The following is a 14,322-nucleotide window of genomic DNA, read 5'->3' on the forward strand; positions in this document are numbered from 1 at the left end:
CCCGTCAGGCGTCGCCCATGCGCACGGTGCCGTCGGGGTCGACGCGGAAGTTCGGGTTCCACACGAAGTCCCACCGGAACCCGTCAGGGTCGGCGACGCAGGCGCTCGCGCCACCCCAGTCCCGCTCCATGGGCGCAGAGACCGTGGTGGCACCCGCCGCGAGAGCCGCGGCGTAGAGCTCCTGCACCCGCTCGACGCTGTCGACGTTGTGGCCGAGCGACAGGGGTGGCGGGACCGACCCGTGGGCGACGTCGCCGTACTCGGTCGGCATCTGCTCGACGTCCCACAGGGCAAGCACCTGGCCGGGAGCGCTCTGCACGAAGGCGATCTCGCCGGGGATCTCGAGGACCTGTCGGAAGCCGAGGCCGTCGACGTAGAAGCGTCGCGCGCGCTCGACGTCGCGCACGCCCAGGGTGATGGCGGTGATGACAGGAGTGGAGGTCATGCGCGCAGCCTAGGACCGCGCACCGACAGCGAACCGGTGCCGGGGCGCACCAGCCACGCGACGTGCGTCAGCCCGCAACAGCGCCCGACGTCGCCGCTCGGCTCAGTGGCCGCCGAGGAGCTCCCGAACCTCCGACTCGCGGTACCGGCGGTGCCCGCCGAGGGTCCGAATCGAGGTGAGCTTGCCGGCCTTGGCCCACCTCGTGACCGTTTTGGGGTCGACTCTGAAGAGAGCCGCAACCTCGGCAGGCGTCAACAGTTTCTCGGTCTCGTGCCGATCCTGTGTCGTCATGGTCATTTCCCCACCACCCTGTCGCTCGTGCGGCGACACCACGCATGGTCCCCTTCAGGACTCATTGCACTCAGGTTAGGCCGATCAAGGCACCCTCGGGTGCAGATTGCGCAAAACCGCATTCCCGCCCATTCCCCCCTCTGGCGAGTCGGCCGCGCGTGCCGGTGGAGCAGGATTTGCTCGGCTCATGTAGCGTTAGCACCACGAGAACACACACATTCCCGGGGCCGCTACGCGGACGACGGAGAGCTTGAGGGCCCTTCGCCGAGCGATGCCGTCCCGGCACGACGCACGAGGGGGTCACGCCATGGGGCGCGGCCGAGCCAAAGCCAAGCAGACCAAGGTCGCACGGCAGCTCAAGTACTACACGCCTGACACGGACTTGAGCGCGCTGGAGCGAGAGCTGCACGGCTCGTCTCAGCGCGACAGTGACAACGAGTCACCGTCCGCCGACGAAGACGAGTACGACGACTACGGGAAGTGGGTAGCCGGCGAGCGCTGAGCTCGTCACTCCCCTTCCGCTTCACCTCGTGTGTCGGGTCTCGACCCGACCCGCGATCGGTCACGCCCGGGGGCCCCGAAGGACCCGGGCGTGTTCGCCGACCCGTCAGCACGGGGCCCGTCCCCGGGGTCCCTTCTGGCCGAGTGGGCAGCGAGCCAGGTCAGGGATGCTCGCCGACGACCTGGACCGCGCCGCCGTCGACGCCCTTGGCGCCGCGGACGACCTCGACACCTTCGGCGACCGTGGCGCGGTCCTCTGCGCTGACCTCACCGATTCGCCAGGCCCGTATGCCGCTGCGCTCGCTCCGCTCGATCGCTCGGTCCACGTGGGCCTCGGGGAGCACGGCGACGAAGCCGACGCCCTGGTTCAGCGTGCGCTCGAGGTCGGCGCGCGGGACCTGCCCGAGGCGCTGGATGGTGTGGAACACGGGGGGCGGCGTCCACGTCGACCGGTCGAGGCGGGCGAACAGCCCTGGCGGCAGCACGCGGGCGAGGTTGGCCGCGAGCCCACCGCCGGTGACGTGGCTCAGGGCATGCAGCTCCACGGTGGCGTCGCCGATGATCGAGAGCAGCGGCCTGGTGTAGAGGCGGGTCGGCTCGAGCAGCTCCTCGCCGAGGGTCCGCCCGAAGTCGTCGACGTGGCGGTCGAGGGCCCATCCGGCGGCCGCGATGACCCGGCGCACCAGGCTGAAGCCGTTGCTGTGCAGCCCGCTGCTCGCGAGGGCGACCACGGCGTCACCGTCACGCACCCGCTGGGGACCGAGCACAGCGGCATACTCCACGACACCGGTGGCCGCACCCGCCACGTCGTACTCGTCCGGCTCGAGCAGGCCCGGATGCTCTGCCGTCTCCCCACCGACGAGCGCCACGCCGGCCTCCTCGCAGGCCCGTGCGATGCCACCGACGATCGCCGCGATCCGCTCCGGCACGACCTTCCCGGTGGCGATGTAGTCGGTCATGAAGAGGGGCTCGGCGCCGCAGACGACGATGTCGTCGACGACCATGCCGACGAGGTCGAAGCCGATCGTGTCGTGCTTGTCCAGGGCTTGGGCGATGGCGACCTTGGTGCCCACCCCGTCCGTGCTCGAGGCGAGGACCGGACGGGTCATCCCGGCCAGCGCGCTCGCGTCGAACATCCCGGCGAAGCCACCCAGCCCGCCGAGGACCTCCGGACGCGTGGCCCGCCGCACCGACTCCTTCATCAGCTCGACGGCCCGGTCACCCGCCTCGACGTCGACTCCGGCGGAGGCGTAGGTGATCGGGTTGCCCGGCTCGCTCGTCACGGCCCCAACCCTAGCGACCCCGGTCAGGGGTGCTGGAGGGCGTTCGCGCCGCCGCCGTTCACGCCGAGGGCGACCCCTTCGACGTCGACGGAGCGGTCGTGCCCGGTGCGGACGGTGAGCGGGAGCGTCTCGAGGACGTGCTTGCCGATGTGGCCGTCCTCCGGCAGGTCGATCGGGTAGTGCCCGGTGAAGCATGCGGAGCACAGCTCGTCGGGCGACTGGTCCGTCGCGGCGATCATGCCGTCCTCCGAGATGTAGCCGAGCGAGTCGGCCCCGATGGAAGCGCGGATCTCCTCGACCCCGAGGCCGGTCGCGATGAGCTCGGCACGGGTCGCGAAGTCGATGCCGTAGAAGCAGGGCCACTGGACCGGGGGTGACGAGATGCGCACGTGCACCTCAGCCGCGCCGGCCTCGCGCAGCATCCGCACCTGGGCGCGCTGGGTGTTGCCGCGGACGATCGAGTCGTCGACGACGACAAGGCGCTTGCCCCGGATCGTGTGCTCGAGGGCGTTGAGCTTGAGCCGGATGCCGAGCTGGCGCAGGGTCTGGGACGGCTGGATGAAGGTGCGTCCGACGTAGGCGTTCTTGACGAAACCTTGGCCGAAGGGGATCCCCGACTCCTGCGAGTAGCCCACGGCGGCAGGCACACCGGACTCCGGGACGCCGATGACGAGGTCGGCCTCCACGGGGTGCTCGCGCGCGAGCGCCCGTCCCATCTCCACCCGAGCCTCGTGGACGACCCGGCCCCGGATCACGGCGTCGGGCCGGGCCAGGTAGACGTATTCGAAGACGCAGCCCTTGGGCTGGGCCTCTGCGAAGCGGTGCGTGCGCAGGCCGTCCTCGTCGATGGCGATGAGCTCACCGGGCTCGACCTCCCGGATGACGGACGCGCCGATCGTCTGGAGGGCCGCGGTCTCGGAGGCGACGACCCAGCCTCGCTCGAGTCGGCCGAGGGCGAGGGGCCGGACCCCCCACGGGTCGCGGGCGGCATAGAGCGTGTGCTCGTCCATGAAGACGAAGCAGAAGGCGCCGCGCAGCTTGGGGAAGAGCTCGAGCGCCGCCTGCTCCGGTGTCTTGTCGGGGTCGGCTGCGAGCAGAGTCGTGACGAGAGCGGTGTCGGACGTGTTGCCGCGTGCAAGCTCACCGGTCACCCGGGTGGCGCCGAAGTGGTCGTCGACCATCGCCTTGAGCTCGACGGTGTTGATGAGGTTGCCGTTGTGCCCGAGTGCGATGGTCCGCCCGGCTGACCCACCGAGGGTCGGCTGGGCGTTCTCCCACGTCGAGCCCCCCGTCGTCGAATAGCGGGTGTGGCCGATGGCCAGGTGACCGCGCAGCGACGTGAGGGCGCCCTCGTCGAAGACCTGGGAGACCAGACCCATGTCCTTGTAGACGAGGATCTTCTCGCCGTCGCCGGTCGCGATGCCGGCCGACTCCTGTCCCCGGTGCTGCAGGGCGTAGAGCCCGAAGTAGGTCAGCTTGGCGACCTCCTCGCCGGGGGCCCACACGCCGAAGACCCCGCAGGCGTCCTGAGGGCCGTTCTCGCCGGGAAGGAGGTCTAGGGTCAGTCGCCCATCGCCGCGTGCCACTGCTCGAGTCTCCCACACGGTGTGGGCCCACACCGCCCCGGCTGCACCGCCCGCAGCGGGCGCGTCGAGGGCGGCCGTGGGGCCGGCGCAGGATCAGGAGAGCGCAGCCCGGGCGACGACCTCGTAGCGCGGCCGGTGCCCGCGGCCCTGGCCGAGGTGTGATTCGACGAGGGCGACCTCTGTCGCCTGCCACACCGGCCCCTCGTGGGCCTCGAACGCCCGGATCCAGCGGGTCGCCTCGGTCGGCCGTCGGAAGCGCGCCAGCGTCACGTGCGGGTGGAAGCGGGTGCCGTCGGGCGTGGCGCCAGCTCCGTTGCACGCGGTCCGTATGCCGCTCGCCAGCCTCCTGAGGTCGCCGCGGACCTCCTCCACCCCGGCATAGAGCACCCGCGCCCCGTAGGCGTTGGGGAAGGCGCCGGCGCCGGAGAGGCGAAGCAGCGGCGCGCGGTGTCGCGCCGCCGTCGCCGCGACCGCGGCGGTGACGTCGTCAAGGCGCCAGTCCGGGACGTCCGCGAGGAAGGCCAGCGTGACGTGCCACTGGTGGCGGTCGGTCCAGCGCAGGTCGGAGTGACCCTGCTCGTCTGCGAGCCGACGGGGCTCGACGTGCTCGGCGAGGTCGTCGAGGGCCTCGTCGGGCGGCACGATGGCGACGAAGAGACGCATCGGTGATGGGCGGCGGCTACTTCTCGCGCCCGGAGCGATCGAGGAGGATCGCGATCAGCCCGGCGATCCCCGCGCCGAGGAAGGCGCCGAGGGCGCCGAGGAAGAGGACGGCAGTGCTCATGGAGTACTGCACCGTCTGGTTGTAGCTCGGACCGCCGGGCTCACGCAGGCCGAACCAGACGCCGACCGCGAGTCCGAGGAACGCCCCGGTGAGCAGGAAGCGCTTGTAGTTGGGGATCCGGTCGGGCGGCTGAGTCACCCCTTCAGCCTAGGCGACCGAGACAGGCGCCGAGCACCTGCCTGCCGCCGTCGTCCGCTGAGCCTCACCGCTGGTCAGGGTGGGCCGTTGGACTACCACGACAAGGCGCCGGGTGCCCGCTTCGTGCGGAACCAGGGCAGGACTCCCCAGGTCGTGGTCGTCGATCGGCTCGGCGTGGACCGCAGGCCGACCCCGACGACCGGCGCCCGCCCGATGCCGTCGATGCCGCGCTGGGCGTCCCTGCCATCCCGTGGCGGCCGGCGCGGCCACCCCCGTCCCGGCTGGCGGGCTCAGCGCAGGAAGAGAGCGCGGAGCCGGCTGGCCGTGAACCACACCCCGAGCACGGACATGACGACGAAGTAGAGCGCGTGCCCCGCCGTTGCTGCCTCGAGGTGGCCGACCGCGAGGTGGCGCATGAGCTCCACGCCGTGCCAGAGGGGCATCGCCTGGACGAACCACTGGATCGCGGTGGGGAAGACGTCGATGGGAAACAGGGTGGCCGAGAAGAGGAACATCGGCAGCATGAACACCTGCACGACATCCATCTGCTGGAAGCTCTTGAGGTAGCTCGTCACGGCCATGCCCAGGCTGGCGAACCCCACGGCGATGAGCAGCGCGACCGGGATCATCAGCACGGCCCAGGGGGAGACGACCAGGCCCATGAAGAGCATGACGACCATGAAGCCGACGGCGTAGAGGAACCCGCGGAACAGAGCCATGAAGATCTCGCCGAGCGCCACGTCCATGGGGCCGAGCGAGGTCTGCAGCATGGCTTGGTAGAGCTTGGCGAACCGCAGCTTGAAGAAGACGTTCCACGTCGAGTCGTAGATTGCGCCGTTCATGGCCGACGTCGCGAGCAGGGCCGGGGCGATGTAGGCGGCGTAGGCGATCGGCTGCCCGTCGGGCCCGGTGACTGTCCCGACGAGGCCGCCGAGGCCCAGGCCCATGGCGAGCAGGTAGAAGACCGGCTCGAAGAAGCCCGAGACCATGACGGCCCAGTTCTGGTTCTTGATGACCTTGAAGCCGCGCTCGATGACGGCACGCGCGTTGCGACCGTAAAGCCCGGACAGTGACCCGGACTGGGACCCGGACTGGGACCCGGCGGGAGGCGCGGAGACGGAGCCCGGGCTTCGCGTCGCGTCGGTCATTGTCAGCTCCCCATCCGTCGTGCATAGACGCGGCGGGCGACCAGCACGCCGGCCGCGGCCATCGCGACGAGGACGATGACGTGGGTCAGGGTGAGCCAGAGCGGCTCGGCTGCCCCGTAGGTCGCCTGGCGCGCGAGCTGGGTGCCGTGCCACACCGGCGACACCCAGCCGATCCACTGGAGCGCCAGCGGCATGACGGACAAGGGGAAGAAGGTGCCGGCGAAGAGGAACATCGGCATGATGACGAACCGCTGGACGAAGGCGAACTGGTAGCCCTCGTCCTCGAGCGTCGCAGCGTAGGCCTGGAGCGGGCCGCCGAAGGCCGCTGCGGTGAGCACGGCAATCGGGATGACGAGCCAGGACCAGCCGCTCGGCGCGGCGTCGAAGATGAGCAGGAGCGCCCAGAAGATCGCGGCCTGCACGACGAAGCGGATCATCACGCCGACGAGCTGGCCGACCGCGATCTGCTCCGGCGTCACCGGGGTCGCATGGGGACCGTAGTAGAGGCGCTGCCACTTGAAACCCGCCATGACGGGATAGGTGAGCTCGCCGCCGACCGACATGACGACGGTGCTCACGAGCAGCGCCGGTCCGACGAAGACGAGGTAGGGCACGCCGTCGACCGACCCGGCGCCGCTGTCGACGAGGTTGCCCAGGCCGAGGCCGAGCGCGACGAGGTAGAGCAGCGGCATGACGACCATGTAGAGCAGGATCGAGACGGCCCACGCCTTCGACCCGAGCAGCCAGGACTCGACGAAGTACCACCAGCCCCAGCGGCGGGCGCGGCCGGCCATCACCTCGGGCGCGGGAACCCGGCCCGAGGCAGCGAGGCGGCCGAGGTCAGCGACCGGCGCACGGTCCACCGTGGCCGGGTGAGCCTTCGTGTGGTCAGTCAACGAGGCTCCGACCCGTCAGGCGCAGGAACACGTCCTCGAGCGAGGCGCGGCGCACGAGCGAGGTGACGGGGCTCAGGCCACGTGCGGTCACGGCCTCGAGGGCCGCCTCGCCGTCGTCGGTGTAGACGAGGATCCGGTCGGGCAGCACCTCGATGCGGCTGCCGATGTCCTCGAGCTGCGCGACGACGGCCGCATTGCGGTCGGCGCCGAAGCGGACCTCGAGCACCTCGCGGGTGGAGTGCTCGCGGATGAGCTGGCGCGGGGTCCCCTCGGCCATGATCCGGCCGTGGTCGATGACGACGAGTCGGTCGCAGAGCTGCTCGGCCTCGTCCATGAAGTGTGTCGTCACGACGAGGGTGACGCCGACCTCCTTGAGCCGGAAGAGCCGGTCCCAGAGGACGTGCCGGGCCTGCGGGTCGAGGCCTGTGGTCGGCTCGTCGAGGAGCAGCACCCTCGGCTCGTTGACGAGGGACCGCGCGATCGTCAGGCGCCGCTTCATGCCGCCGGAGAGCGAGCCGACCTTCTCCTTGCCCCGCTCGGTGAGCTGGGCGAACTCGAGCAGCTCGTCGGCCTTGGCGCGCAGGTAGGAGTAGGGCAGGCCGAAGTAGCGGCCGTACATGATGAGGTTGTCGCGGACCGACAGCTCCTCGTCGAGGTTGTCCTGCTGCGGGACGACGCCGAGGTGCGCGCGGACCTCCGGGCCGCGCACGGCCGGGTCGAGTCCGGCCACGCTCATCGTGCCGCCGCTGCGCTGGAGGGTTCCCCCGATCATCCGCATCGTCGTCGACTTCCCGGCGCCGTTGGGCCCGAGCAGGCCGAACGACTCACCCCGGGCGATCTCGAAGTCGATGCCGTCCACCGCACGCGTCTGCCCGTAGACCTTCGTCAACCCGCGGGCGACGACGATCGGCTCGCTCGGCCTGTCCCTGGTCACGTCACCGAGTGTGTCGACTGAAGGCTGACTCGTCACTCTCGTCAGTGTGTCGAACGCTGATGGCCACCATCAATCGGTTTGTTCCGGGTCAGGTCCGGGTGGCAAGAGCGGCAGCAGCCCCTCGAGGTGGGCACGCTGGCCGCTCGCTCGCACCCGTGCCGTGTCGACGGCCTCCTCCCACGCCAGGTCCCCGGTGACGAGGGCGAGCCACGTCGCCGGATCGGTCTCGATGACGTTCGGCGGGGTCCCGCGGCGATGCACCGGACCTTCGACGCACTGGGCCGCGCCATGGGGCGGCACCCGCACCTCGACAGTTCGTCCCGGCGCCACAACTGCGAGCTCCTCGAGGGTGAAGCGGACTGCCGTGGCAGTGTGGTCACGGTCTGCCGCGAAGCCGGCTGAGCGGCATACGGCAAGGGCTTCTCGCCCGGCGGCGACCGGAACGCGTCGGCGCGGCGGCATCAGCGCCACCGCGGGAGGACGTCGGCGACCACGGCGTCGAGCACCTCGCGCTGACCCCGGAAGGGCTCCTCAACCCTCGGCCAGTGGGTGATGAGGTCGGTGAAGCCGAGCTCGGCCGCGCGGCCCACGGCCTCCTCGAAGGCAGCGACACTGTGCAGCGCGAAGGTCGGCCCCGCGTCGATGTTGAGGTAACGAGCGAGCGTATGCCGCTCACGTCCTGCCGCGTCGAGTGCCTGGTCGACCGCGTGGCTGAGGGTCGTGACGAGGCCCCACCACTGCTCGTCGGTCTCTGCCTTGCCGCCGTAGGTCATCCAGCCCTCGCCCTTCTCGACGGCGAGGCGGATCGACTTCGGCCCGTTGGCGGCGATGACGAGGGGGACGCGGTTGGGCGGGGCCGCGCCCGGTCCCTCCGGCGCGCGCACCGGGCCGGGACGGGTGACGACGTCGCGGGCGGCATAGAAGCGGCCCTCGGACGAGACGCGCTCCTCGGTGAGCAGGCGGTCGAGCAGGTGCGCGAACTCGTGGAAGCGTGCGACGCGGTCCCGCAGGGTCAGCTCCTCGCCGGTGATCTGCGCGTCGAGGTCGCCGCCGGTCCCGATGCCGAGGATGAACCGGCCGGCGGAGATGTCGTCGAGGGCGAGGACCTCACGGAGGAACTGCACCGGGTGGTGGTTGTTGGGCGAGGAGACGAAGGTGCCGAGGCGGATCCGGCTCGTCACGGCCGCAGCGGCGGCGAGCGTCGGGACGGCCCCGAACCACGGTGACTCGGGCAGGCCGGCCCACGTGATGTGGTCGAAGGTCCACGCGTGGTCGAAGCCCATCGCATCGGCCTCGCGCCACATCGCCTCGGCGGCCGACCACGGGTGCTCGGGGAGGATCGCCAGACCGAATCGCATCCCCCGACCGTAGCCTGTCGGTGTGACAGGGAATGCGCGCACCGGCTGGGACGCCGACGCTGTGCTCACCGCCGCGAACGAGTGGTCGTGGGTGCCTCCGGGCGCCCCGCACGTGCGGACCGACGAGTACCTCGTCGTCGCCTACCCGGAGCACCTGCTCACCCCGACCGGCGCGCGGGTCTTCGGCTCGGAGCGCGCGCCCGCGGACCTCGTCGACGAGGTGCACGAGGTCGCGCGGCGCCTCGGCCGTCACCGGCTCTGGTGGCACGTCTCGGACGCGTCGCGCCCCGCCGGTCTCGAGGCCGAGCTCCGGGGCCGTGGAGCCGTGGTCGTCGAGCGGAGGGACGTGCTCGCGCTGCCCCTCGACGACGACCTTCCCGCCATCGGGGTGCCGGCGGGGATCGAGCTGAAGCGGGTCCGGGACCTCCAGTCGATGCGGGACGCGCACGTCGTCGAGCGCAGCGCCTTCGGCGGCGTGGAGCACACCGAGGACCAGCTCAGGCGGGCCCTGGCCGACCTCGCGCCGGGGCTGGAGGACGACGCGACGGGCGTGGTCGTCGCCTACGTCGACGGGCAGCCCGCCGGCGTCGGCGGCTGGACGGTCGTGGACGAGGTCTGCCGGCTCTGGGGCGGCGGCACCCACGAGTCGCTGCGCGGCCGAGGGGCCTATCGCGCCGTGCTGGCCGCGCGACTCCGGATCGCCCGCGCGGCCGGCGCCACCCTCGGCCTGACGCACGGGCGGGTCGACACGTCCTCGCCGATCCTCCGACGGATCGGCTTCATGCGCTACGGCGAGCAGCGCCAGCTCGTCCTCGACGTCTGATGCCCCGACCCCAGATGCCCCGACCCCAGATGCCCCGATCCCAGATGCCCCAGAGGTCGGAAGGGACGGCCCAGCGGATCAGCCTGGAGCGCGACGAGCGCGGCGGCGTCACCGTGCACGTCGACGGCGCGCCGCAGTCGCACGTGCAGCTCGACGACCCGACCCTGCTCGCCTTCGAGTACGTCCAGCACCTCGCCCTCGCCATCGACGTCTGCAGCCCTCCGGCTCCCGCGCCCCTGGCCGTCACCCACGTCGGCGGTGCCGGACTGACCCTGCCGCGCTGGGTGGAGGCGACCCGGCCGGGCTCGCCGCAGATCGTCCTCGAGCCGGACGCGGGCCTGACCGAGCTCGTCCGCCGCGAGCTCCCGCTCCCCCGCCGCCACCGCATCCGGGTGCGGGCCCAGGACGGGCTGACGGGAGTCCGCGCGTTGGGCACCGACTCGGCCGACGTCGTGGTGAACGATGCCTACGCGGAAGGGCGGATTCCCGCGGAGCTCGGCGGGGCGGCATACGTCCACGAGGTGGCAAGGGTGCTCACCCCTGGCGGCACGGCCCTGTGGAACCTCGCCGACGAGCCCGGGATGCGTTATGTCGCAAGGATGCTCGCGACCATTCGCGTCGCGCTGCCCCATGTCGCACTCATCGCCACGCACGAGGTGCTCAAGGGGCGACGCTTCGGCAACAGTGTCGTCGTGGCGAGCCACCGGCCGCTCCCCCAGGACACCCTGCGACGGGAGGTCGCCCGCGCCCACCTCCCCACCGGTCTCCGAGTCGGCCGCGACCTCGACCGGCTCATCGCCGGAGCCAAGCCCCTCGACGACGCGGGGCTGCCGAGCCCGCCGGCCCCCGACACCCGCGGCTGGCGAATCGTCTGAGAACCCGACCCGCTAGACCCAGCTGCCGCGCTCGCCCCACCAGTCGCCGAACGCACTCCGATAGGTCCCGTAGCCGGACGGGCCCCGGGACCCGAGGTAGCTGCCGACCACCGCGGCTCCGAGGTCGTCCAGCTCCGGGGCGACGACGCGACCGTCGACCCGCCGCGCCATCTGGTCGATGAAGCGGGCCAGGCCGGGGTCGTCCCCGAGCCGGAAGAACGTCGTCCGGGCGCCGAGCCGGCCGGCCGCCTCGAGCTCCCGGAGCGTGTGCGCGATGGTGAGCGAGGAGGGCGGGTAGCTGAACCACGTCTCCCCCGACGACGTCAGGTGCGACGTCGGCTCGCCGTCGGTGACGACGAGTAGGACGGGCTGAGCGCTGGGGTGCCTGCGGAAGTGCCGGTTGGCGAGAAGGAGGGCATGGTGGAGGTTGGTTCCCTTGTCCCACAAGGCATCCAGCGCGGTGAGCTCCTCGATCTCCATGGTGCGGGCCGTGCGCCCGAAGCCGATCAGCTCGAGGTGGTCGCCGCGGAACCGGGTGCGGATGAGGTGGTGCAGGGCGAGCGCGGTGCGCTTCATCGGCACCCAGCGCCCGTCCATCGCCATCGAGAAGGACGTGTCGGCGAGCAGGGCCACCGCCGCCCGCGTCCGCGACTCGGTCTCGGCCACCTCGACGTCGCGAAGATCGAGTCGTATGCCGCTGGGCCGGCTTCCATCTGCCGCGCGCCCTTCGTCGGGGGCGGGCTCGCGCGCGGGCCCGGAGACGGTCCGCAGGACCGCGTTGGTCACGGTGCGGGTGACGTCCCACGGCTGCGTGTCGCCGAACGCCCACTCGCGGGTGGCGCCGGAGAGCTCTCCTGCCGCGCCGGCCTGCCGCTGGTCGCGCTGCCCGGGACGGGACGACATCCGGTCGGCGACGTCGCGCAGCAGGGCCTTGCCGAGCTGCCGCATCGCCTTCGGCGAGAGGGTGAGCTGCCCGTCCGACGTGCGACGCAGGTAGCCGCTCTGGCGCAGTGCCCGCTCGAGCTCGGCCAGGGTGCGGGCGTCGACGGCGGCCTCGGGCCCGAGCTGGCGGGCGAGCTGGTCGAGGTCGAGGTCGTCGAGCCGCGCGCCCTCGTAGGACTGGGAGAGCGCCTCGGCGAGGTCGTCGAGGTCGGCGAGGTCCTGGAGCACCCCGGTGCCGTCGCCGAGGCCGAGCCCCTGGTCGCCCTGGAAGGACTCGCTGCCGCCCCAGTCCTCCCCCGGCCGGAGCGCGCGGAGGTTGTCGTCGAGCCGGCCGAGCTGGTCCATGAGCGCCGCTGAGCCGAACGCCTGCTGGGAGAGGGCGAGGAGCTCCTCGCGCTGCTCCGGGGTCATCGAGTTGAGCATCCGCTGCGCCGCGGCGGATCGCTCGGCGAGCGCGTCGAGGAGCTCGTCGAGGTCCTGCGGCTGCTCGGGGAAGAAGTCGCCGTGCCGGTCCATGAAGTCACGGAAGAGGTCGTCGGTCGGCTCGCCGTTGCGGTGGGCCTCGAGGAGGTTGTTGAGGTCGTCGAGCATCTCGTTGATGCGCTGCCGGTCCTCGTCGGTCGCGCCCTCGAGCGCCTGCTTCATGCCGGCGAAGCGCTGGTCGAGCAGCTCTCGCCCGAGCAGGTCCTTGATCTGCTCATAGGCCTCGCGGGCATCGGACGAACGCCACGGGTAGTCCGACAGCTCGCTCACGGCGGCTGCCGTCGACGGAGGCAGGTTGCCGATCCGCATCTCGGCGAACCGCGCGTCGTCGTCGAGGTCCCGCGCGAGCTGCTTGCGCTCGGCGAGGACGGCCCGGTCGAGCAGCTCGCGGACCTGCTGCATCGTGCCGTCGAGGTTGTGGCGGCTGAGCAGCTCGCGCCGGCGCTCGGCCACCCGGCGGGCCAGGTCGTCGAGGCCGTGCTGGTCGCGGCCGCCACGACGGAGGAACTCCCGCATCGCCCGCTCCGGCGAGCGACCCGACATGACCTCCTCGCCGATCGCCTCGAGCGCCTCGGCGAGGTCGACGGGCGGCGCGAGAGGGTCCGGGCCTCCGGTGTAGCGGCCGTATCGCGTCCTCATGCCCACGTCCTCATGTCCGGGTCCTCATGTCCGGGTCCTCATCCCCAGGTCCTCATGTCGCCGCCTCATCCATAGACCGTCTCTCCGCCGCTCGACTCCTTGCCCACCTTGCGGGCGAGGTAGAGCCCCTCGAGGGCGAGTTCGAGCGCGCTCGCCCGCTGCCCCTCGCCCACGGCACCGAAGCGCTCGCACACCTCGTCGTAGAGCTCGGACTCGCCGAGGACGGGCAGCCCGCTGAGGAAGTCCCGGGCCGACACCTGCTCCCCGGTCGACACGAGCGCACCCTCCTCGATCGCCTGGACGAGCAGCGCGAAGTCGATCCCGCGGAAGTGCCGCGCGACGGTCTCGGCAATTGCCGTGCGGAGCAGGTGGGTGAGGATGTCCTTCTCGCGCCCCTCCTCGCCGGTCTCGAACTCGACCTTGCCGCCGAGCACCTCGACGGCTCCGGCGAGGTCGACGACCCGGGCCACGGCGTCGTCCTCGCCCTGAGTGGCGGCGCGGTGCCGGGCTGCCGCGGCGATCGTCTCGGCGGCGGCGATGGCGAACCGGGCGCTGACGCCGGACCGCTGGTCCACCGCGCTCGACTCGCGCAGGTGCCGCGCGAACCGGGCGAGGACCTCGACGAGCGCGTCAGGCACGTCGGCCTGGAGCCGCGACTCCTGCCGGATGACGGCGATCTCGTCCTCGATCGCGACGGGGTAGTGCGTGCGGATCTCGGCCCCGAACCGGTCCTTGAGCGGGGTGATGATCCGGCCCCGGTTCGTGTAGTCCTCGGGGTTGGCGCTCGCGACGACGAGGACGTCGAGCGGCAGCCGCAGGACATAGCCCCGGATCTGGATGTCGCGCTCCTCCATGACGTTGAGCATCGCGACCTGGATGCGCTCGGCGAGGTCGGGCAGCTCGTTGATGGCGACGATGCCGCGGTGGCTGCGCGGGATGAGGCCGAAGTGGATCGTCTCGGGGTCGCCGAGCGACCGGCCCTCGGCGACCTTCATCGGGTCGACGTCGCCGACGAGGTCGGCGACCGACGTGTCGGGGGTCGCGAGCTTCTCGGAGTAGCGCTCGTCGCGATGCCGCCACGCCACCGGGAGGTCGTCGCCCAGCTCCGCGGCGCGCCGCCGGGAGCCCGGAGTGATCGGCTCGTAGGGGTGCTCGCCCAGCTCGGCTCCGGCGATGACCGGCGTCCACTCGTCGAG

At 71.7% G+C, this 14,322-nt stretch carries 16 protein-coding genes; 3 read left to right on the forward strand and 13 right to left on the reverse strand.

What is annotated here, in order from left to right; genetic code table 11:
- Positions 1–4 precede the first annotated feature (4 nt).
- Positions 5–445 carry a VOC family protein gene (locus tag LOY02_RS13765; protein WP_317182931.1) on the reverse strand — a complete coding sequence of 147 codons (441 nt, stop codon included), beginning with the start codon at positions 443–445 and terminating at the stop codon, positions 5–7.
- 102 nt (positions 446–547) lie between these two features.
- Positions 548–736 carry a BldC family transcriptional regulator gene (locus tag LOY02_RS13770; RefSeq protein WP_317182946.1) on the reverse strand — a complete coding sequence of 63 codons (189 nt, stop codon included), beginning with the start codon at positions 734–736 and terminating at the stop codon, positions 548–550.
- Positions 737–1,043: 307 nt separating this feature from the next.
- Here LOY02_RS13770 and LOY02_RS13775 point away from each other — a divergent pair, with 307 nt between their 5' ends.
- Positions 1,044–1,238 carry a DUF3073 domain-containing protein gene (locus LOY02_RS13775; RefSeq protein WP_317182932.1) on the forward strand — a complete coding sequence of 65 codons (195 nt, stop codon included), beginning with the start codon at positions 1,044–1,046 and terminating at the stop codon, positions 1,236–1,238.
- A 160-nt stretch (positions 1,239–1,398) separates the two neighbouring features.
- Here LOY02_RS13775 and purM read toward each other — a convergent pair whose 3' ends face one another.
- The 9 genes from purM to LOY02_RS13820 form a co-directional block, all read right to left on the reverse strand.
- Positions 1,399–2,520, reverse strand: a complete 1,122-nt coding sequence (purM, locus tag LOY02_RS13780; RefSeq protein ID WP_317182933.1) for a phosphoribosylformylglycinamidine cyclo-ligase — start codon at positions 2,518–2,520, stop codon at positions 1,399–1,401.
- Positions 2,521–2,543: 23 nt separating this feature from the next.
- Entirely contained in the window at positions 2,544–4,106 is a 1,563-nt protein-coding gene (gene purF / locus LOY02_RS13785; protein ID WP_317182934.1) for an amidophosphoribosyltransferase, read from the reverse strand.
- Between the two features lie 93 nt (positions 4,107–4,199).
- Positions 4,200–4,769, reverse strand: a complete 570-nt coding sequence (gene thpR / locus LOY02_RS13790; protein WP_317182935.1) for an RNA 2',3'-cyclic phosphodiesterase — start codon at positions 4,767–4,769, stop codon at positions 4,200–4,202.
- Between the two features lie 16 nt (positions 4,770–4,785).
- Entirely contained in the window at positions 4,786–5,028 is a 243-nt protein-coding gene (locus tag LOY02_RS13795; protein ID WP_317182936.1) for a hypothetical protein, read from the reverse strand.
- 290 nt (positions 5,029–5,318) lie between these two features.
- Positions 5,319–6,176 (reverse strand): ABC transporter permease, encoded by an 858-nt coding sequence (locus LOY02_RS13800; RefSeq protein WP_317182937.1) that lies wholly within the window; start codon positions 6,174–6,176, stop codon positions 5,319–5,321.
- A gap of 2 nt (positions 6,177–6,178) precedes the next feature.
- Positions 6,179–7,072, reverse strand: coding sequence for an ABC transporter permease (locus tag LOY02_RS13805; RefSeq protein WP_317182938.1), 894 nt, complete (start codon positions 7,070–7,072; stop codon positions 6,179–6,181).
- Positions 7,065–8,006: an ABC transporter ATP-binding protein gene (locus LOY02_RS13810; RefSeq protein WP_317182939.1), complete on the reverse strand. Its 942-nt coding sequence runs from the start codon at positions 8,004–8,006 to the stop codon at positions 7,065–7,067. The genes LOY02_RS13805 and LOY02_RS13810 overlap by 8 nt, the downstream gene beginning before the upstream one ends.
- Before the next feature lie 69 nt (positions 8,007–8,075).
- Complete coding sequence (locus LOY02_RS13815) at positions 8,076–8,468, reverse strand: sterol carrier family protein (RefSeq protein ID WP_317182940.1); 393 nt, start codon at positions 8,466–8,468, stop codon at positions 8,076–8,078.
- Complete coding sequence (locus LOY02_RS13820) at positions 8,468–9,364, reverse strand: LLM class flavin-dependent oxidoreductase (protein WP_317182941.1); 897 nt, start codon at positions 9,362–9,364, stop codon at positions 8,468–8,470. Before LOY02_RS13820 ends, LOY02_RS13815 begins: the two co-directional genes overlap by 1 nt.
- A 22-nt stretch (positions 9,365–9,386) precedes the next feature.
- On the opposite strand from LOY02_RS13820, the gene LOY02_RS13825 reads away from it, so the two are divergent.
- Together LOY02_RS13825 and LOY02_RS13830 are read left to right on the forward strand one after the other, a co-directional pair.
- Positions 9,387–10,187, forward strand: coding sequence for a GNAT family N-acetyltransferase (locus LOY02_RS13825; protein ID WP_317182942.1), 801 nt, complete (start codon positions 9,387–9,389; stop codon positions 10,185–10,187).
- A gap of 44 nt (positions 10,188–10,231) precedes the next feature.
- On the forward strand, positions 10,232–11,062 hold the full coding sequence (locus LOY02_RS13830) for a fused MFS/spermidine synthase (RefSeq protein ID WP_317182943.1): 831 nt from the start codon (positions 10,232–10,234) through the stop codon (positions 11,060–11,062).
- Positions 11,063–11,074: 12 nt separating this feature from the next.
- Here LOY02_RS13830 and LOY02_RS13835 read toward each other — a convergent pair whose 3' ends face one another.
- Both LOY02_RS13835 and LOY02_RS13840 read right to left on the reverse strand, forming a co-directional pair.
- The gene (locus LOY02_RS13835; RefSeq protein WP_317182944.1) at positions 11,075–13,126 is read right to left on the reverse strand and encodes a VWA domain-containing protein; all 2,052 of its coding nucleotides are present in this window, start codon (positions 13,124–13,126) and stop codon (positions 11,075–11,077) included.
- Positions 13,127–13,191: 65 nt separating this feature from the next.
- On the reverse strand, positions 13,192–14,322 hold a 1,131-nt coding region (locus LOY02_RS13840; RefSeq protein ID WP_317182945.1), incomplete at its 5' end, for a sigma 54-interacting transcriptional regulator.

This window comes from Intrasporangium sp., from assembly GCF_032907665.1.
Lineage (GTDB): Bacteria > Actinomycetota > Actinomycetes > Actinomycetales > Dermatophilaceae > Intrasporangium.

Coding starts and splice junctions, on each gene's coding strand:
- LOY02_RS13815 (WP_317182940.1), bottom strand. CDS start 8,468: ATGCCGCCGCGCCGACGCGTTCCGGTCGCCGCCGGGCGAGAAGCCCTT.
- LOY02_RS13775 (WP_317182932.1), top strand. CDS start 1,044: ATGGGGCGCGGCCGAGCCAAAGCCAAGCAGACCAAGGTCGCACGGCAG.
- LOY02_RS13770 (WP_317182946.1), bottom strand. CDS start 736: ATGACGACACAGGATCGGCACGAGACCGAGAAACTGTTGACGCCTGCC.
- LOY02_RS13800 (WP_317182937.1), bottom strand. CDS start 6,176: ATGACCGACGCGACGCGAAGCCCGGGCTCCGTCTCCGCGCCTCCCGCC.
- LOY02_RS13820 (WP_317182941.1), bottom strand. CDS start 9,364: ATGCGATTCGGTCTGGCGATCCTCCCCGAGCACCCGTGGTCGGCCGCC.
- LOY02_RS13830 (WP_317182943.1), top strand. CDS start 10,232: ATGCCCCAGAGGTCGGAAGGGACGGCCCAGCGGATCAGCCTGGAGCGC.
- thpR (WP_317182935.1), bottom strand. CDS start 4,769: ATGCGTCTCTTCGTCGCCATCGTGCCGCCCGACGAGGCCCTCGACGAC.
- LOY02_RS13765 (WP_317182931.1), bottom strand. CDS start 445: ATGACCTCCACTCCTGTCATCACCGCCATCACCCTGGGCGTGCGCGAC.
- LOY02_RS13835 (WP_317182944.1), bottom strand. CDS start 13,126: ATGAGGACGCGATACGGCCGCTACACCGGAGGCCCGGACCCTCTCGCG.